The organism is Halodesulfovibrio oceani subsp. galateae, assembly GCF_055397225.1.
Map to the genome: position 1 here is coordinate 829184 of NZ_AP042453.1, position 18042 is coordinate 847225.

Annotated in this window: 13 protein-coding genes; 10 read left to right on the forward strand and 3 right to left on the reverse strand. The window is 44.5% G+C overall.

Going from position 1 to position 18042, the window contains the following annotated elements:
* Window positions 1–1350 carry a sigma-54-dependent transcriptional regulator gene (locus ACZ5V1_RS03700; protein WP_464390670.1) on the forward strand — a complete coding sequence of 450 codons (1350 nt, stop codon included), beginning with the start codon at window positions 1–3 and terminating at the stop codon, window positions 1348–1350.
* A gap of 190 nt (window positions 1351–1540) precedes the next feature.
* Here the strand turns inward: ACZ5V1_RS03700 and ACZ5V1_RS03705 are convergent, their stop codons facing one another.
* Genes ACZ5V1_RS03705 through ACZ5V1_RS03715 form a run of 3 tightly spaced genes read right to left on the reverse strand, consistent with a single transcriptional unit; the run spans window position 1541 to window position 5649 of the window.
* On the reverse strand, window positions 1541–3103 hold the full coding sequence (locus tag ACZ5V1_RS03705; RefSeq protein WP_464390671.1) for a BCCT family transporter: 1563 nt from the start codon (window positions 3101–3103) through the stop codon (window positions 1541–1543).
* Between the two features lie 20 nt (window positions 3104–3123).
* Entirely contained in the window at window positions 3124–4248 is a 1125-nt protein-coding gene (locus ACZ5V1_RS03710; RefSeq protein WP_464390672.1) for a mandelate racemase/muconate lactonizing enzyme family protein, read from the reverse strand.
* 48 nt (window positions 4249–4296) lie between these two features.
* On the reverse strand, window positions 4297–5649 hold the full coding sequence (locus ACZ5V1_RS03715) for an FAD-dependent oxidoreductase (protein WP_464390673.1): 1353 nt from the start codon (window positions 5647–5649) through the stop codon (window positions 4297–4299).
* Between the two features lie 430 nt (window positions 5650–6079).
* Here ACZ5V1_RS03715 and ACZ5V1_RS03720 point away from each other — a divergent pair, with 430 nt between their 5' ends.
* From ACZ5V1_RS03720 to ACZ5V1_RS03760, 9 genes are all read left to right on the forward strand, one after another.
* Window positions 6080–6724 carry a GntR family transcriptional regulator gene (locus tag ACZ5V1_RS03720; RefSeq protein WP_464390674.1) on the forward strand — a complete coding sequence of 215 codons (645 nt, stop codon included), beginning with the start codon at window positions 6080–6082 and terminating at the stop codon, window positions 6722–6724.
* A 639-nt stretch (window positions 6725–7363) separates the two neighbouring features.
* On the forward strand, window positions 7364–7939 hold the full coding sequence (locus tag ACZ5V1_RS03725; RefSeq protein WP_464390675.1) for a putative ATP-dependent zinc protease: 576 nt from the start codon (window positions 7364–7366) through the stop codon (window positions 7937–7939).
* A 60-nt stretch (window positions 7940–7999) separates the two neighbouring features.
* Window positions 8000–9565, forward strand: coding sequence for a UUP1 family membrane protein (locus tag ACZ5V1_RS03730; RefSeq protein ID WP_464390676.1), 1566 nt, complete (start codon window positions 8000–8002; stop codon window positions 9563–9565).
* A gap of 3 nt (window positions 9566–9568) precedes the next feature.
* Window positions 9569–10510 carry an alpha-L-glutamate ligase-like protein gene (locus ACZ5V1_RS03735; protein ID WP_464390677.1) on the forward strand — a complete coding sequence of 314 codons (942 nt, stop codon included), beginning with the start codon at window positions 9569–9571 and terminating at the stop codon, window positions 10508–10510.
* Window positions 10485–11345 (forward strand): hypothetical protein, encoded by an 861-nt coding sequence (locus tag ACZ5V1_RS03740; protein ID WP_464390678.1) that lies wholly within the window; start codon window positions 10485–10487, stop codon window positions 11343–11345. The genes ACZ5V1_RS03735 and ACZ5V1_RS03740 overlap by 26 nt, the downstream gene beginning before the upstream one ends.
* Window positions 11346–11485: 140 nt before the next feature.
* On the forward strand, window positions 11486–12781 hold the full coding sequence (locus tag ACZ5V1_RS03745) for an amino acid permease (protein ID WP_464390679.1): 1296 nt from the start codon (window positions 11486–11488) through the stop codon (window positions 12779–12781).
* A gap of 40 nt (window positions 12782–12821) precedes the next feature.
* Window positions 12822–15125: an Orn/Lys/Arg family decarboxylase gene (locus ACZ5V1_RS03750; protein WP_464390680.1), complete on the forward strand. Its 2304-nt coding sequence runs from the start codon at window positions 12822–12824 to the stop codon at window positions 15123–15125.
* A 315-nt stretch (window positions 15126–15440) separates the two neighbouring features.
* A complete protein-coding gene (locus ACZ5V1_RS03755) occupies window positions 15441–16772 on the forward strand; it encodes a coniferyl aldehyde dehydrogenase (protein ID WP_464390681.1) in 1332 nt (443 codons plus the stop codon).
* Between the two features lie 31 nt (window positions 16773–16803).
* Window positions 16804–18042 carry an iron-containing alcohol dehydrogenase gene (locus tag ACZ5V1_RS03760; protein WP_464390682.1) on the forward strand — a complete coding sequence of 413 codons (1239 nt, stop codon included), beginning with the start codon at window positions 16804–16806 and terminating at the stop codon, window positions 18040–18042.

Here is an 18042-nt window from a genome sequence, read left to right on the forward strand (position 1 = left end):
ATGACTCCGATTGGTGAAATTTTCTTAGTCGATGACGAAACTGAAATTCGACAGGCGTGTCAGCAGACCTTTGAGCTTGAAGGGTACACAATAAAAACCTTTAGCTCAGGGGAAGAGGTTCTGCCGCATATTACACCCGACTGGCTCGGGGTGGTAATCAGTGATGTCAAAATGCCGGGGATGGACGGGCTTGCCCTTTTGAATCGTATCAGGAGTATTGCGCCTGATCTTCCGGTGGTTATTTTAACAGGCCATGGCGATGTGCCAATGGCGCTGGATGCAATCCGCTCCGGAGCGTATGATTTTTTAGAAAAGCCAGCACCCCCTGAATACCTGATTGAGGTCGCTAAGCGTGCGTTAGAGGCTCGTCGTCTTTGTCTTGAGAACCGTAATCTAAAACAGCGTCTTGCTGTTGATTTTGATTTAGAATCACGGATTCTCGGTTCGTCTGCTGAGATTACACAGCTGCGTCAGACTGTAAGTTCATTGGCATCGATTGATGTTGATGTCCTTGTGTTAGGAGAAACTGGTGTAGGTAAAGAGCTTACAGCACGTTCACTGCATGATTGCGGAAATAGACAGAACGGAAAATTTGTTCCGTTGAACTGCTGCGCTATACCGGGCAGTTTGGTGGAGAGCGAATTATTCGGTCATGAGCGCGGTGCCTTTACCAACGCCTCCAGTCGACGAATCGGTAAGATTGAATTGGCTCAGGGCGGAACTCTTTTTCTCGATGAAGTTGAGTCCATGCCTCTTGATATACAGGTAAAACTGTTACGAGCATTGCAGGAACGTGTGATCGAACGTGTGGGTAGCAACCAACTTATCCCAGTAGATTTCAGAGTAGTTGCTGCATCCAAAATTGATTTGCGTGAAGCTGTCAGTAATGGAACATTCCGAGAAGATTTATTTTTCCGCCTTAATGTTGCCCGAATAAACGTCCCGCCGTTACGCGACAGAGCTGAAGATGTTATGCCGTTGCTTCATTACTTTATGGGCGTAATGGCAGACCGTTTTAATCGACCGGCACCAGATGTCGCGTCAGAAGTGAACAACCGCCTTCAGCAGTATCCATGGCCGGGGAATGTGCGCGAGCTGCGTAACGTAGCTCAGCAGCTGGTTCTCGGCTTACCGTTGGATCTTTCCGGTGAGAACGATGCTGGCTTAAGCGACGTTCCCGCCTCCGGTGTTGCCGTTCTCGATGAACTTGTAGAACGCTATGAAAAGCAACTTATTGTTGATGCGTTGGTTCGTAATGACGGGCGCGTTGAAAAGACCGCAGTAGAGTTGGGAATTCCACGAAAGCGATTGTATTTACGAATGCGAAAGTACGATTTGAGAAAAGAATAGTCATACACGTAACGCCGCTTTTATCTTTAGGATAAAGGCGGTTTTTTTGTTTGGTACGCATTGGATATTCGTACCCAGTGAAGTAACAACGTAGTATATTGATATAGAAAAAGCCCCACTGACTTTGGCGAGAAGTCAGGGGGGCTTTTTGGTATGTAGGGTAGCTTAATGGGTAGCGTAAAGTGGGATGCTACAAATCGTCGCTGTTTGAGATTTCAACGGAGTATTTTTCAATTTCTTCAGCACTCATATCGCCAAAAACTTCCTTGAGGTATCCAAGAGTCTTGTACGCCAAGATCGTGAATATTGGCATCATCGGTACAATAATAAGTACAGGGAAGGCCTTCAGAATGTTCAAGTTGGCATTGATGAGTAAGAAGACGATTGGCAGTGCTGTAAGAAGCAGACACCAGAATAAGCGGAACATTGGTGAAACGTTTGCTTCTTTATCAAGGCGTTTTGTTGCAATGCTGGCCAGTGAGTACGAGGTTCCGTCAAGAGTTGTCACTGTAAATAGAATCATCGCAAGCAAGTAGATGGCAGTTACCAGTGCAGGGAAAGGAGTCTGTCCGAAAACTGCTTTAACAAGTTCTGTCGGCTGTCCGGACTGAATAAGGCTTGCTGCGTCAACTGCGCCGCTATTCTGCAAGCTCATTGTGAATGTTCCGCAAATGCCGAAGATCAGACATGTGCCGAGAGTTCCTGCTCCTACGAGGATGAGGATAACGTCACGGAGTTTGTGTCCCTTGGAAATTTTGGTGATGAATACGCCGATTCCCGGGGAGTATGAAATCCAGTTAGCTAAGAAGAAAATAGTCCAATACTGAGGAAACAGGGATGTTCCGTACGGATCAGTGTTTGTACTCATACGGATGTATTCGGAGAGCATTACACCTATACCGTTTGTGGTGTTGTTAATCATCAGTGCGGAAGGGCCAAGAATGAATATGAGCCCGACAAGTCCTGCACAGATGTAGATGGTTGCGTTGGAAAGACGAGCCATACCTTTCTCAATACCAATGTATGAACTGAGAGAAAAGATGACAGAAAGGGCTAAGATGACGCCGATTCCAAGGAACAAGTTGTTCGGAATGCCTGTAAGCTGACTAAGGTTGGCTGAAATCATCGGGATTCCAAGCCCTAAAGTCAGTGCAGTCGCAGCAAGGGTTGTAACAATAAAGAGTAGATCGATTACTTTTTGAACTGGAACAGGCAGGGCATCATTGAACATGCTGTTAACAACACCTGCAAGGCTCATTCTGTGAGATTTTTTAATGTAGAATACAATACTGAACGGAACAGCAACGATCAGGTAGGTGAACCAACCTGCGGCACCCCAATGGAACATATTGTATGCAGTCGCATATTCCATAGCCATTGGTTTATCTACAATGCCGAACTGTGGGTCCATGAAGTAGTAGATAGATTCAATGAAAGCCCAGTACATGGTGCTTGCGCCCATGCCTGCGGAAAGAGCCATGGCGAATAGCTGAAACTTTTTAAATTTTGGTTTGTCACCGCCCAAACGAATGTTGCCGTACTTAGAGAGAGCAAGAAACAGCAGCACAACAGTCGCAAAAATGGTGTACCAAAGGAAACCGGTTCCAAGGTTAATGACGGTAAAATCGAGCATAGCACTCATAGTGCCTTTTACAGTCTCTGGAAACATTACAGCGAGTATGCCCAGCAGTAATACGAAAGAAAAACTTACTATGGTGAGTTTTATATCAACTTCAAGTTTATTAAATTTCACAGTGTGTCCTCCCCCGGAGCCTATTCAAAAGTGTAGGAAGCAATGGAAGCTTCTTTAATTGTGTCCCAGTCCATCTCAACGCCTAGTCCATTACCTTCCGGCGCATGAACGTAGCCTTCTTTGTCGGTACGGATTGGGGTGTTGCATCCTAATTCGAAGCTTTCATATGGGTAGAACTGCTCGAAGTAATTGCAGTTGTAATGTGCCAAAGCTACGTGAAGGTTGGCAGCCTGCGTGATGGTGTAGCCCATGGACTGAATTTCAAGGCGTTTCGAGTGACCTTCTGCAATCGCAAAACATTTATTAAGCGGGGTGATGCCGCCGCATACTGTGGCGTCCTGACGAACATCTGACCAGAAACCGTTGCCGAGAGCGTAGGTAACTTCCTGCAATGTGAGCAGGCAGTTGCCGTGGCTTGAGATTTCAAGGTTGGTCTTCTCAACAAGGCGCTGGTATGTTTTGTAATCGTAGTCTGAAACAGGTGCTTCAAGCCATTCCCAGTCATATTTTTCCAGCAGTTGAGCCATCTTCATAGCTTCTTCAGGAGTGTAGAAAGTGGCTGTATCAAGCATGAAACGAACGTTGGTGTTGCCGTAGCGTTTCTGAACTTCGTGAACGAGTTCGAGGTCTTTTTTGAAGACGCAGTAGCAATGCAGTTTAATGGCTGTAAAACCGTGTGCGATGCAGTCGTCAAGGAACGGGAAGTATTCCTCTACGGTGTCAAACATCGGGGTGGATGCGTAGGAGAGCATTTTATTACGTGCGCCGCCTAGTAGCATGTACACAGGCATGCCTGCTTTTTTACCTTTGATATCCCAAGCTGCAATATCAATAGGGGATTTTGCAGGTAAGCCGCCCCATGAGCAACGCGCGCCAAGCCATGCATTGAGTTCCTCAGTCATGAGCGGGTTTTTGCCGATCAAGCCCGGAACAATAGTGCGCATGCCTTCGATGATGCAGCGGTCAAAGTCATTTTCTGTGTAACTGATGGTAGCGCCGACACCCTCAACGCCATCTTCAGTAATCAATCTGACAATGTTGTTAGTGTAAAGTAGTGGTTCCTGATTGTCGGCCCACGGAATTGGTGGTGCTTCACGGTCGGCAACAGCGTACAGCTCAACGCGGCTAATTTTGCAGTCTTTCATAGTTTTCTCCTCTCACTAGATAGCTTTTAAAATTGTGTTGATGGCAAATTATAGAGAGCTTCCATTCGCAACCATGCGCTTGCGAAGCTCATTAGTATCTACGTCTTTGTAGCTACAGCCTGTCTCAAATTTGAGAACAGTGGCTACGGCTGCGGCATGTCCATATTCAAAGCACTGTGCAGTAACGCGTGAAGAAGCAAGAGCTTCGTGGTCTGCACAGAGTGAACGGCCTGCGACGATAAGATTTGTTGTATTTTTAGGTACTAATGCTTTGTAAGGAACTTCGTAGTAATCATTAATGAGCCAGTTGAGTTTTGAGACTTCTCCAGCGTGAAGTTCAATTGGCCAGGATGAACGGGCAATGCCGTCATCACATTTGATACAGTTCATTACATGATTGTTGCTGAGTTTTTTTTCGCCAATAATGGTACGTGTCTGGCGGACACCGACTTCAGGTGCCATGTCGATAATCTCTGAGTCTTTGAATGCCGGAACATTGTCTTTAAAGAACCTGTGGTATTCCCGTGCAGCGCGGCGGCCTGATATCTCAGCATGAGTTCTATCTTCTGGATTGATAACGTTAAGCATTTCTCCGTGCTGACCTGCAAGCTGAGTGCAGTTCATAAGAAAGATGGATTTTTGCGGGGTAGGGAAGATCCAAATGCGCTCACGGGGTGTGTTGTACTTGCCTGTGCTAAAGGCTTCTGCAAGCATTCGTGTACAGTCATCAGGGCAGATAGTGTCTTTGCCGAAGTACTGATAAAATGCTTCTTCATTTACGTTGTTTACACGGAACATCATTGTCGGGTTCTGGATTGCACCGTTGTCACCGTAAGTGAAATCAAGGCCACTTTTGGCGACAATTGCAGCATCTCCGGTACAGTCAATAAACGCCTTTGCTTTAATGTAGGTATGTCCGGCACTGGATTCGATACGGATAGCAGAAATATGATCGTCTTGCTGACATATCTCAGTAACGAGAGAGTGGAACAGTACCTGAACGTTGGCTTCTTCTAACAGGTCGTCAGCAGCTTCTCTCCAACGAAATGGATCAAATGTCGCCACATGTGTGTTGCCGTATATCTGAGGCTCTGTGACGCCACTTTTTTGCTGAAGGCGTTGTTTGAAGTTTTCTGCGAATCCAAAGACAATTTGTACTGCTTCTTTGGTTTCGATTTCATCTTGAGCCAAGTATAGGCCGCAGATAGTGCCGGAAAGTCCGGCAACAGCAGCTCCGCCGCAAAATCCGTTCTTTTCAATAAGAAGTGTATTGAGCCCCTCTCTGCCGCAAACAGTGGCTGCCGCAACCCCTGCTGGGCCAGCGCCGCAGACGATAACGTCTACTTCCTTCAGGACAGGATCTGCTTGTTGAGACAGCGCTTTTTCGTTCCAAAATTTCAAAGAGTGCTCCTTGATATGTCTATTCTCATGTCTGTATTTAAAGCCGTTAAGGCTTTTGAAATCGTTATAATCATTTTTTCTGCTAAACTGATATGTCAGTTTTTATTTTGTAGCAACAGAAAAATAAAAAAGTAGCAAAGTGCATATGTTTTTGTGTGTGCATGCGGGTTTTGGAGTGTTTTATTGCAAATGATAGAAAAAAATCTTGAAGAGTTTTGACTGTGATATGTTAGGTTTTATAATTTTAATTATCTGATTTTAAAGTGAATTTTGAAGTATCAAATGTTTCTGAATTGCAAACTGAACCTGATTAGTTTAGTTTGAATGAAAGAGATATATTTGATATATCAGTCTTCACGAATGAGTGTTTAAAGAGAGTATCGTCGTTGTGTATGCAGAAATATTTTCCAGCTAGAGAGTACCGCCGGTTATGATTAAGAATAAATCGCAGTCTGAATTTGCCCGTCTTGAAATAGAGCGCAAGCTTGTTTTTGGTGAGATTGATGTGTCCAAACTTTATTCCGAAAATAAGTTGGCTTCTTTGCTCAACTTAGGGCGTACTCCAGTGCGCGAGGCACTGTTAAAGCTTGAATATGATGACATGCTGAAAGTTCATCCGCGAAAAGGGATTGAGTTTTTGAGTATCACAGCTGAGCAGCAGATTCAGATGCTGGAAGTGCGTCGACAGATTGAACCTATCTGTCTGCGTTTTGCAATTTTGCGTGGTACACCGCAGCAGAAAAAGTCGATGCTTTTTTTAGGGGATAAGATTGTAACTTGTTCTGAGGAAGGGCACGAAGAGGGGATTCTGCAATGTCTACAGGATATTCATACCCTTGTGGCGGCTTCCACTGGTAATCCGTATTTTCATAATACAATGGAGCAGGTACAGAGCCTTTCAAGACGCTTTTGGTTTGCTAATAAGGAAGAGGCAGATAATTTAAAGGGCAGCCTGATTCACCGTACAATTATGCAAGCAGTTGCGTATGGAAATGAGAAGCAAGCCGTTGCAGGCTCGCTGGAGCTTATGGAGCACCTGACAGCAGCAGCTTTCAGAAAGATCCAATTAGGCTAGTGGTCAGACTGTCTTTGAAACGGCGTTTGTAATTGTTTCTATTTGTTATTGACATATTACGGTTGAGAATGATTGAGATGCCTTGGATTATGCCGGAGTGGATTCTCCTTCCTATTCTGATGCAGGCAAAATTAGTTGATTCAGTACTACAAAAAATATCCAGACTACTTTTTTGCCCCGATACGCTGTTTATCATCCCTGCCAATCTTTTGGCGGGGATTTTTTTTTATGAAAACGGGGTGAGAATAAATGTTTTTATCTACATGGAAAAGACTAGATAATGTTGTATTGATTTGAAGTGTTAGGACGGGGAGAGAACTCTTTTTTCTAAAATTTGTAAAAAAATATTTTTTGAGAACATCGTTCACTCCGCCCCATACCCTGATGTAGCCGCATGTTTTGAGTAATGTTATGTGTAGTTATCCGCGCTGTTTGATTTACGATAATTGTTGTACTGTCTCTCAAAATATAACGGACGAAAGGCCGATTTGACGAAAAGTATAGCAACGAGTACTTACCGACGATGTGCATTACGCAATACTTGTTATAGATTCCCTGACAAATTTGGAAACAACAAGAAATTTTACTGTTATTATAGATCATTTCGCGTAGTGCTGTAATCTTATACAGGATGTAATTATGTACTATACATGGTGCCTGGCGATTTTGCTTATATTTAACACCACAACAGCTTTTGCTGAGTTCCAAGAAAATGTATCCTCCTCAATTTCCTCTCAAGAGAATGTTCTGGTAGTAGCTTCTGCCGCGACTAAATCCACGAAAAAAAATAAGCTTATTGCAGGATACGTAGAAACTGCTTCCATTAGCATTTGTGGCCAAACGCTTCCTATCGAAGTTGATGCAAAGCTTGATACAGGTGCAGACAGCACCTCTTTTCACGCCACAGATATCGTGATTAATAAAAAAAAGAAAAAAGTAACCTTCACTAGTCTTGATAGTCATGGTGAATCACGACGTATTACCTGTCCGTACATACGTACAGTTCGGGTAAAAAAACGTCCTTCAGGAATTGATTTACGACCTGTAATTGCGGCACAAATCCGCATTGCATCTAAAGTAATTGATGCTCAAATCAACCTGACGGACAGAACTAATTTTGCCTACAAACTCCTCATCGGTCGCAAGGATTTGCGTAAGGGGTTACTGATTGATTCCTCACAACGGTATCGGTTTGGTAAACCTGACACCCCTTAGTGCTGGTGCTATTTTGAGCTCCAATGTGCTAACTATTCTTATCTTCTCGGATCAAATTGAATGAATAAATTACAGTTAAAGCTGCTTGTCGGTATATTGCTGGCAATCGGGCTCGGCGTTTTTAGTTACAAAGTTTTTGTGTTGGGATTCCCGCTGGTTCCTGCTGAAAAAACATCCGCATGGAATGTGGAAGCTCATGTCGCTTTTGACGGAAAAGACAGCCCCGTAAAGGTAGTGCTCCAGACTCTTAACCGTGTCTCCGGATTTGCCGTTACGGATGAATTTTTTATTGGTGCAGGGTACGGACGCCAACGCGTCAGTCAAAAAATTACAGACGAAAAACTCACTAATGAAGCCTATGATCAGAACTCTGTAGTAATCTGGTCAAAGCGTTTGGCAGACGGAAAGCAGGATCTTATTTATTCTGCGGTACTTCGTCCTGAATCCTCAGATGAATTCCCGACATGGAGCCCGCCGCAGGATATTCCGGAACTCCGCGATCCGCGGTTTGCTGAAGCGGAAGGTGTTGCTGCCAATGCACTCATTTCCAGAATCGGTAAAGAATCTGCGGATATGGAATCGTTTGTTCCTCTTCTGATGCAGGAATTGCAACATCCTAAAAAGAATTCCAATGCTGCCTATCTTCTACGTGATGCAAAAAATAGTCGCGGCATAGTAAACGTTGCCGTTCGATTGCTGCACCTTGCCGGTATCCCCGCGCAGTCAGTACATGGCATCACGCTCGGAACATCCAGTGATGCACGTATCAGCCATTGGCTGGAGCTGTATCAGGACGGTGCGTGGCATATGTTTGATGTCGCAAAAGGCGTGTTCAGTACGCCGGTGAAATTTGTGCCTTGGTGGCGCGGAGATGCGCCGCTGGCTGAAATTACAGGTGGTAAAGACTTACAAGTTTCACTTTCTGTAGTTCCTGATGCTATTGACGCCATGAAAAATGTTGTGGATCGCATTGAAACCACCCATCCGACTTTCTTCGACTACTCGTTATTTAGTCTGCCAGTTCAGGCACAAGCTACCTACAGAGTCATTTTGCTTATCCCGATTGGTGCCATTCTTTTGGTATTCTTGAGAAACGTCATTGGGTTTAGTACCTTCGGTACGTTTATGCCTGTTTTGATTGCTCTTTCTTTCAGGGAAACGCAGCTGCTTTGGGGCGTAGGGCTGTTCTCAGTGGTTATTATGCTTGGTCTTGGTGTGCGTTTGTATTTGGAGCACCTGAAACTGCTCCTTGTTCCGCGCCTAGCCTGTGTTTTAATCACAGTTGTCCTGCTTATGGCAGGGATCAGCGTTGTGTGCTTCAAGCTCGGCATTCCGCGCGGCGTGTCTGTAAGCCTGTTCCCGATGGTTATTTTGAGTATGACCATTGAACGTATCTCAGTGATGTGGGATGAAATGGGGGCAGGAAAAGCAATTCAACAGGCTGTAGGCTCTATGGCTGTTGCTGTGCTTGCGTATCTTGTTATGACAAACAGCTACGTGGAACATCTTTTCTTCGTGTTCCCGGAACTCTTTTTAGTGCTGTTGGCGCTCACTGTTCTATTGGGACGATACACTGGTTATCGCCTGCTAGACTTGGTTCGCTTCCGCACATTTCTTAGAGGGTAGCCCATGTTCAGTTTTTTTAAAAAATTAAAAGCGCATGGCATTGTGGGCATGAATGCCCGCAATGGAGCCTATGTGCTGCCCCATAATCCGCGTAAATTGTATCCGCTTGTGGATGACAAGGAGACGACGAAGCGTCTCACGCAAGATGCCGGACTGAATGTTCCGGAAATGTACGGTGTGTTCCGCGCGCCGCATGAATTAAAGCAATTGCCAGCAATGTTGGAAAATCTTGATTCATTTGTAATTAAACCTGCGCGCGGTGCTGGTGGTAACGGGATTTTGGTAATTACTGGAAAGCTCGGTTCTCATTTCTTGAAACCGGACGACTCTTTTGTTTCCACAGAGGAGATTCATTTCCACATATCAAACATTCTTAGCGGCATGCACAGCCTTGGCGGCATGCCGGATAAGGCTTTGGTAGAATATTGTGTAAAGTTTGATCCGGTATTTAAAGGAATAGCATATCAAGGTGTTCCTGATATTCGAATCATCGTATATAAAGGTGTACCGGTTATGGCAATGTTGCGACTGCCCACCCGTGAGTCCGACGGTAAAGCAAACCTGCACCAAGGGGCTATGGGCTGTGGCATCGACATTCGTACCGGAAAAACAACCCATGCTGTGTGGAAAAATGATAACCATGCATCACATCCGGATACCTTGCAGCCTATTTCAGGTGTGCAGATTCCCGGTTGGGAAGAATTACTTCGACAGTCTTCGTTAGGATACTCAGTGACAGGCCTTGGATACCTTGGTGTTGATATTGTGCTCGATAAAGACCTTGGGCCGTTGATTCTTGAATTGAATGCCCGTCCCGGGCTGGCAATTCAAGTTGCAAACAAAACAGGCTTACAGAGCAGATTAGACAAGGTTGAGGCAGCACACCACAATTTGCACTCCGAAAAAGAACGGGTACAGTATGCAATGGATAACTTTGGTTCGTAAAAGCTGGCGACATTCCCTGTATGCATGTCTTTTTATAGCATGTTCATTTATTGTTACAGGGTGCGCTAATTTTCAAACGGCGTCTTCTCAGTCAGGCGCAACTCCACCACCTCAAATTGTCGTGCAGAAACCTTCTCCTCCAAAGCTTTCTGCTGGCGAAGTTATGATGCGTGTTGATTTGGCTGAAATTCCGCAAAAAAATAGCATTCGTAAAACGAACTCGCAGACAATGAAAGTTGGTCAACGCGAAACTGTTGTCGCAGGTGGCGATATATTGCGCGTGCTTCAGTATAATGAAGAGGTTCTTATTTTGCCTAAAATGAGTCCCAACAAAGATTTTACCATCAGACTCAGCAACCCAGTTATATCTACTGCTGCTGCTGAAATAGACACAACCATTGCCGGTTATTCAAATGTCACATACGAGCTGTTAACCTCTTCTCTTACAGGGGACGTTCTGCTGCTCGATACTGTTTTTGCTGTTCCGGATAAAAATGGACGTCTTTCAAAAGACTTTTACATGCCGACAAGCAAGCCGAATGTGTACAAAAAGCTTGTCGCAACAGTAAAGCCTGCTGATGTTACCTTTAAACACATTACTCGAAGTAAAGTTATACCGTCATCTGAAACACATTATGTCATCAGATTTGTGAAGAAAGAAGGTATGGCTGTTCACTTTGAAGTACGAACACTTAAAGGTGGCAGCAGGCCGCGTGTTATCAATAGAAAACCTATTTCTGTGCCTCTTGGAACACCGATAATTACGATTAAAGGGCACGAGTTTAAAGTGCATACAATTACCCCTGACTTTATCGATGTTGAACGCTTGAGCTAAGCGTTCGGGGTACGTTTACTAACCAGAGCTTATTCGTAAAACGGGTGAGCCAACGAACTTCAGAAATAAAGGATGTAAATTCTTTGGTGCCGTAGAATTAGAAATCTGTAGAAAGATTTTTTATTCATAAAGGGCTCGCCATGGAAGCATCTAAACACAAGCTTGGTCTTGTCGGAGCTATATTCTTTATTGTTGCCAGCCTTGCGGGGAGCGGAGTGATCGCTCTGCCGCAGCAGCTGGCGGCTATCGGCTCAATTACCTTGCTCTCGTTTCTGCTTGTAACAGCAGGGGCGTTATGTCTGACGTTGGTGTATGTGAGGGCAGGGGCATTATTTGATGATCCCAGCCCGACAGGACTGTCCACGTATGTGAATCCCATTCTGGGCGCAAAAAGCGGGCTTTTCTACGTATATTCAAACCTCATCTCCAACGTTTCTATCCTTATTGCCGGACTCGGCTACATCACATACTTTGTTCCCTCGTTAAATCATCCCATTGTATTGGGGATCGTTGTTATCTGCCTCATCTGGGTGTTTACACTCCTTTCCTTACGCGGAGCCAAGTTTGTTACGCTTGTTGTCTCCTGCTCCGTTACCGTCCTTCTTTTATCAGTCTTTCTGACAGCTTTTTTGGGCTGGTTCTCGTTTGATGTTCATTTGTTTGAACAGAATTGGAATGTGACTAACCTGCCTCCGGGCAAAGCTGTTCTTTCCGGTTTTGCAGTGCTTCTTTTTTCCTATGTGGGAGTTGAGGCTGTTGCGAATAACTATGAACATGTGAACAATCCTAAAAGAAATGTACCTATCGCCACAATCGTCGGGTTCGTCATTGTTGCGATACTGTATATTGTCTCCACAACTGTGATTGAAGGAATGTTCACCGCCAAAGTTATTCAGAATCAGCCAGCTTCATTTTCATTATCCATTGCACATATTTTTAATTCGGAACTGCTTGGTCAGTTGTCATCGATTGTGATGGCGATTGCCTGTCTTTCCAGTTTTCTTGTGTGGAATATCTCTGTGGTAAGTGCTGCGAAAACAAGTGCAGATAAGGGCTTTCTGCCCAAAATTTATTCGTACACCAACAAGTACAATGTCGGCAGCCACGGGCTGCTTCTCAACGCAGCAATTATGACGGTTGTTGAGCTTGGCCTTATGTTTTTAGGCAGTAATATTGCTGTGGCATTTAATCTGACAGTAACCATCTCCGTACTCCTCGTACTGTTCCCGTATTTCTGGTCTGGCATTGCCCTTATTAAGAAAGGGTTTGAGACAGGCAAACACTCCTATTTTGATATTACGATAGTTTCGCTCTCTTCCATTTTCATATTGTCTGCTTTTGAATCGGCAAACTTTGCGGAATTGTGGCTTGTAATTGCGTGCGTGATGGTTGCCCTTGCCGGGTACGTGTTGGTTTTTGCCATCCAATCAAAATAAATCAGAATCCAATATACGTTGTTGAAAGTAGGAGAGCTGAATGAAACTTACAAAAGTAGATTGGCCGATACTTATTGTATCCAGCCTCTTTGACGTAAAGAACGATGCAGGGAACAGAGTTCGGGAACTAGAGCAGGCGTTGGTTTCGGAACAGAATTGTAGCGTGCTTCGGGCATACTGCTACGAAGATGCAGCAAATATTGTGCATAGTCGCGCTGATATTGGAGTCATAGTCATAGACTGGGACATTAAAGAAGAGCAGATGTCTAAAGTGCTATGTGGATGCCCTGAAGCGCTGTTGAAAGAAATTCGTACCAGAAACAAGAGTGTGCCGGTTTGCCTGCTGACTGATAGAGCAGCACAGGGCAGCGTTTCTACAGAATTGCTTGGTATGCTTGATGAAGTATTGTGGAAGCATGTGGATACGGTAGATTTTCTGGCGGGTAGAATTGAAACTTTGCTGCTTGAATATATTAAGCGCATCAATCCTGTGTTTTTTTCTACGCTGGTACAATATGCAGAGGCATACAAGTACGCGTGGCATACTCCCGGACATATGGGGGGCGAAGGCTTTTTGAAAAGTCCCGCTGGGATAGGGATGTATAAATTTTTTGGGGAAAATGTATTCCGTGCAGATTTGTCCATTTCTGTACCGGAGCTTGGATCATTGCTTGATCATGACGGCGTTGTTGGTGATGCAGAGCGCAATTCTGCAAAAACATTCGGCGCAGATTTCACGTATTATGTGCTTAACGGAACATCCAATGCCAACCAGATAGTCTGGCGTTCGCAGGCTGTGCGTGATGACATAGCTGTTGTTGACCGTAATTGTCATAAGTCACTTAACTATTCCATGGTCATTACAGACATCTACCCTGTGTACATGCAGCCGCGTCGTAATCATCTTGGTATTATCGGCCCGTGCAGACTTGCAGAATTCAGCAGAGAGACAATTCAAAAAAGTATTAAGAAAAGTACGATTATTCCTGATGCTAAAAAAGCGGCAATCCCCGTCATGTCCGCTCTCACTAATTCTACATATGATGGCATGTGCTACAACGTGTCTACCATCAAAGAGCAGTTGGAAAAGAACGTAAAGAATATGCATTTTGATGAAGCATGGTACGCGTATGCGAAGTTTCATCCTATATATACAAATCATTTCGGGATGGCTGAAACACCGCATAAACATCATCCCCCAATCTTCTGCTCTCAATCTACCCATAAATTACTTACAGCATTTTCCCAGTCGTCCATGTTGCATGTTAAGCATGGCAGTCATGTGGAGATAGACCAGACAGAAATGAACGAATCGTACATGATGCACGGTTCTACATCTCCTCAGTACAGCATGATTGCGTCACTGGATGTTGCTACAAAGATCATGGAAGACAGCGGAGAGGTTTTGCTTGCAGATTGTATTCATGATGCTGTGGTGCTTCGGCAGAAAATAGCCTGCATTGCAGGTGAGATGAAAGATAATGACAGTTGGTTTTTCTCCATGTGGCAACCGGAAAAGGTTGAGTTTGAGCATACCCTTGTTCCGTTTACACAGGTTCCGGCAACGTACTTGAGCACAACGCAGGAACCATGGGTTCTGGATGCTAAAAACAACTGGCATGGCTTTGATGATATAGAAGACAACTTCGTAATGCTTGATCCTATCAAGCTGACGATAACCACACCGGGGTTGAACACAGACGGCACCTATCAGCGTACGGGCATACCGGCAATGATCGTGACGGACTATTTAATCCGCCATGGTATTGTGTGTGAAAAAACAGATTACTATTCGTTCCTGCTCCTCAATTCTATAGGCACAACAAAGGCCAAGCAGGGCACTTTGCTGACTGCGTTACTTAAATTTAAAGAATGCTATGATCATAATATGCCGATGACTGAGGTCTTCCCGAATCTCGTAAAGCAGTACCCGCATGCATACAAGGAATTAGGATTGCGGGATCATTGTGATAAAATTCATGCGTATTACAAAGAGCATAACCTGCTGGGTAAAATGCATGATGCATTCGAAATTATCCCGAATCAGATCATGAAGCCTTCTGATGCGTATCAACAAGTGGTTAAGAAAAATGTAGAGTATGTAACGTTGAAAGAGCTGCCTAACCATGTGGCTGCTGTTATGCTCGTTCCGTATCCTCCGGGAATCCCGATTCTTATGGGCGGAGAGATAGTGGATAGTGCGGCACAGCCTATTTTAGATTATTTGAAAACTCGGGAAGCATTCGAAAATCACTTCCCGGGGTACGAGAGTGATATTCATGGCGTGGAGCGCATTGAGAAGGGCGGTAAGAAGTACTTTAGAACGCTTTGTGTGAAGGCTTAGCCCGTGTCTTTCAGAAGTCTCGGTTGAAGATATCAGAAATGGAACTCCCCCAAGGCTATATGGTTTGGGGGAGCTCTTATTGGAAAGGTACAAGGCGGCGTGATTATCTAGTTACACATGATGCGTTGAACCGAGAGTCTGTGTATTTTAGAGGCGAGAGTAAAAAAGTTACGGGATGGATTGGTGAAGACTTCGTACATATGAAACTATGAGGTAGTAATGTCACAGGATCAAAGCTTAAGGTTAATTGAACCTACAGAGTTGTTGGAACAGCACCTTAGAATAATGCAAGATGCTGTGAATATTGAGCCATTCATGCCGTATGATGAAAGAATACGGCATTTACGTGCCCTGCGTAAATTGTTGGTTGTCCATCAGCTTGAGATAGCACAGGCGATAAATAAAGATTTTGGTAATAGGCCGGAACAGGAAACCAAACTTGCGGAAATATACGGGTCTGTTTCAAACATTGATGATGCCGTGCGTCATTTGAAAAAATGGATGAAACCTCAAAGAAGATCGACAGGCATATGGTTTAAACCAGGGAAAAGTCGAGTTATCCCTCAACCTAAAGGCGTGGTCGGGATTGTTACACCTTGGAATTATCCTATCTTCTTAAGCTTTGGGCCGTTGACGTCAGCGATTGCAGCAGGAAACCGTTGCATGTTGAAGATGGCCTCTAACTCTCAGCATTTAAAAAACGTTCTTGAGCCGCTGTTTAAAAGATATTTCTCAGAAGATGTGATTGCGTTTCTACCGCATGCCTCTGCGCGTATGTTTTCAGCGTTGCCGTTTGATCACCTTATTTTTACAGGCTCTGCCATTACCGGCAAGCAAGTGATGAGTGCGGCTGCAAACAACTTAACTCCTGTGACGCTGGAACTCGGCGGCAAGTCACCAACTATTATTGATAAAGATTTCTCTACCAAACTGGCGCTGAAACGAATTCTGTTTCTAAAATATTTAAATGCAGGGCAAACATGTATTTCTCCAGATTATCTATTTGTACACAGTTCGAAGGTTGAAGAGGTTATCCGCACTGCTCAAAAGATACTGAAGAAGCGGTATTCGAGTATACGTGATCCGAACTATACCTCGATCATAGATGAAAAAGCATTCCTGCGTTTGCAGTCATATGTGCGTGAAGCAGAAGGAAAAGGATGTGTTGTGCACGATCTGCTGACGGGAGAGAGGTTTGACGAAGACGCACGTAAATTTATGCCGATGTTTGTTGAAACAGAACTGAATGATGAGCTGACGTTACTTAATGAAGAAATTTTTGGCCCGATTATGCCTATTATCACCTACGATTCTATTGATGAGGTGTTGGACTATATCAATGCACGCCAACGCCCGTTAGCTTTGTATCTCTATTCTAATGATAAAGCGCTGGTTGATAAGGTGTTGTATTCAACACTGTCTGGCGGAGTTTCAATTAACGATTGCGGCTTGCACGTGTTGCAACATGATATGCCGTTTGGCGGCGTAGGGCATTCGGGAATGGGACAGTATCACGGATACGAAGGTTTCTTAGAATTCACAAAACTGCGTCCCGTTTTTTATCAGTCCAGATTTGCGCAGACACGCTTTTTGTATCCACCTTATGGAACCTTTTTCAATAAGATATACAACATGATGGTTCGGTAGCCATGCGTGATGAGAAGTAAAAGGGAATAGTATGAAAACAGATACGTTTAAAATAAAAAGAACTTTGTTTAAGCAGTATGCAAAACTGGCAAAGCCTGTTTTTAAATTCTTGCCTATCCCGATAGCACAGCAGCTTAGCGGTGATCATTGCATGTCTGAAATGGTTACCGTTTTACAAGAGAAAAAAGTTAATCGTCCTGTTATCATTACAGGTAAAAACTTCAGCAAGCGACCAGAGTTTGATTTATTGACTGGTGCGCTGGAAGACGCAAATGTAGACTACTACCTTTTTAATGGTGTTACGCCAGACCCAACTTTCAACGTTGTGGAAGAAGGCATAGCCGCTTGTATGAGCCATCGTTTTGATTCTGTAATTACTATTGGCGGCGGGTCTTCAATGGATGCTGCTAAAGTGATAAACACCTGTGCGCAGAATGGATACAACCCACGAAAAAGCACAGGCATGTTTAAGATACGCAAGAAGGGCGCTTTCTTTGTCGCGATTCCAACAACTGCTGGAACCGGCTCTGAGGCAACAATTGCTTCAATTATTTCAGAAGATGATACCCACCAGAAAAAGCAAGTTATCAGTACGGCTTTGATCCCAGACTTGGTGGTGCTCGATCCGCGCTTGATGCTTGGGATTCCTTCCACGTTAACAGCAGCAACAGGCATGGATGCGTTAACTCATGCCATTGAGGCATATCTGAGTGGATTTGCAACGCCGGAGTCAGAGCGGTGTAGCATTGATGCGACAAGGCTTATCTTTGAATTTCTACCTCATGCCGTTGGTGATGGTGCCTCCGATCTAGTTGTCAGACAAAAAATGGCAGAGGCGTCTCACTTAGCAGGGCTCGCCATTACAAGGGCAAGTGTTGGCTGGGTTCATGCTCTGGCGCATCAATTAGGTGCATTTTATGGAATACCTCATGGATTGGCGTGTGCCATTGGCTTGCCGCCTGTTTTGACCATGTATGCGGAAAAGGCACCGGATAAAATGTCGAAGATGGCAGACCAGCTGGGAATTGCTGGTGCAACAGAGTGGGATAAAGCCTATGGATTACGAGATGCCGTAACGAAATTGTGTCAACAGATCGGAACGGTTCCTGAGCCGGAGATGATACAGGTTGAGGACATTCCTGAAATGAGTGAAGGGCTGCTGCGTGAATGTTATATGAGCCCGTTTGCAGTTCCTGCTTACTTTGATTCAGAGGACGAGCTGCACACCTTTATCCGTGAGATATTTATGGCTCCTCCATCTGAGGACTAA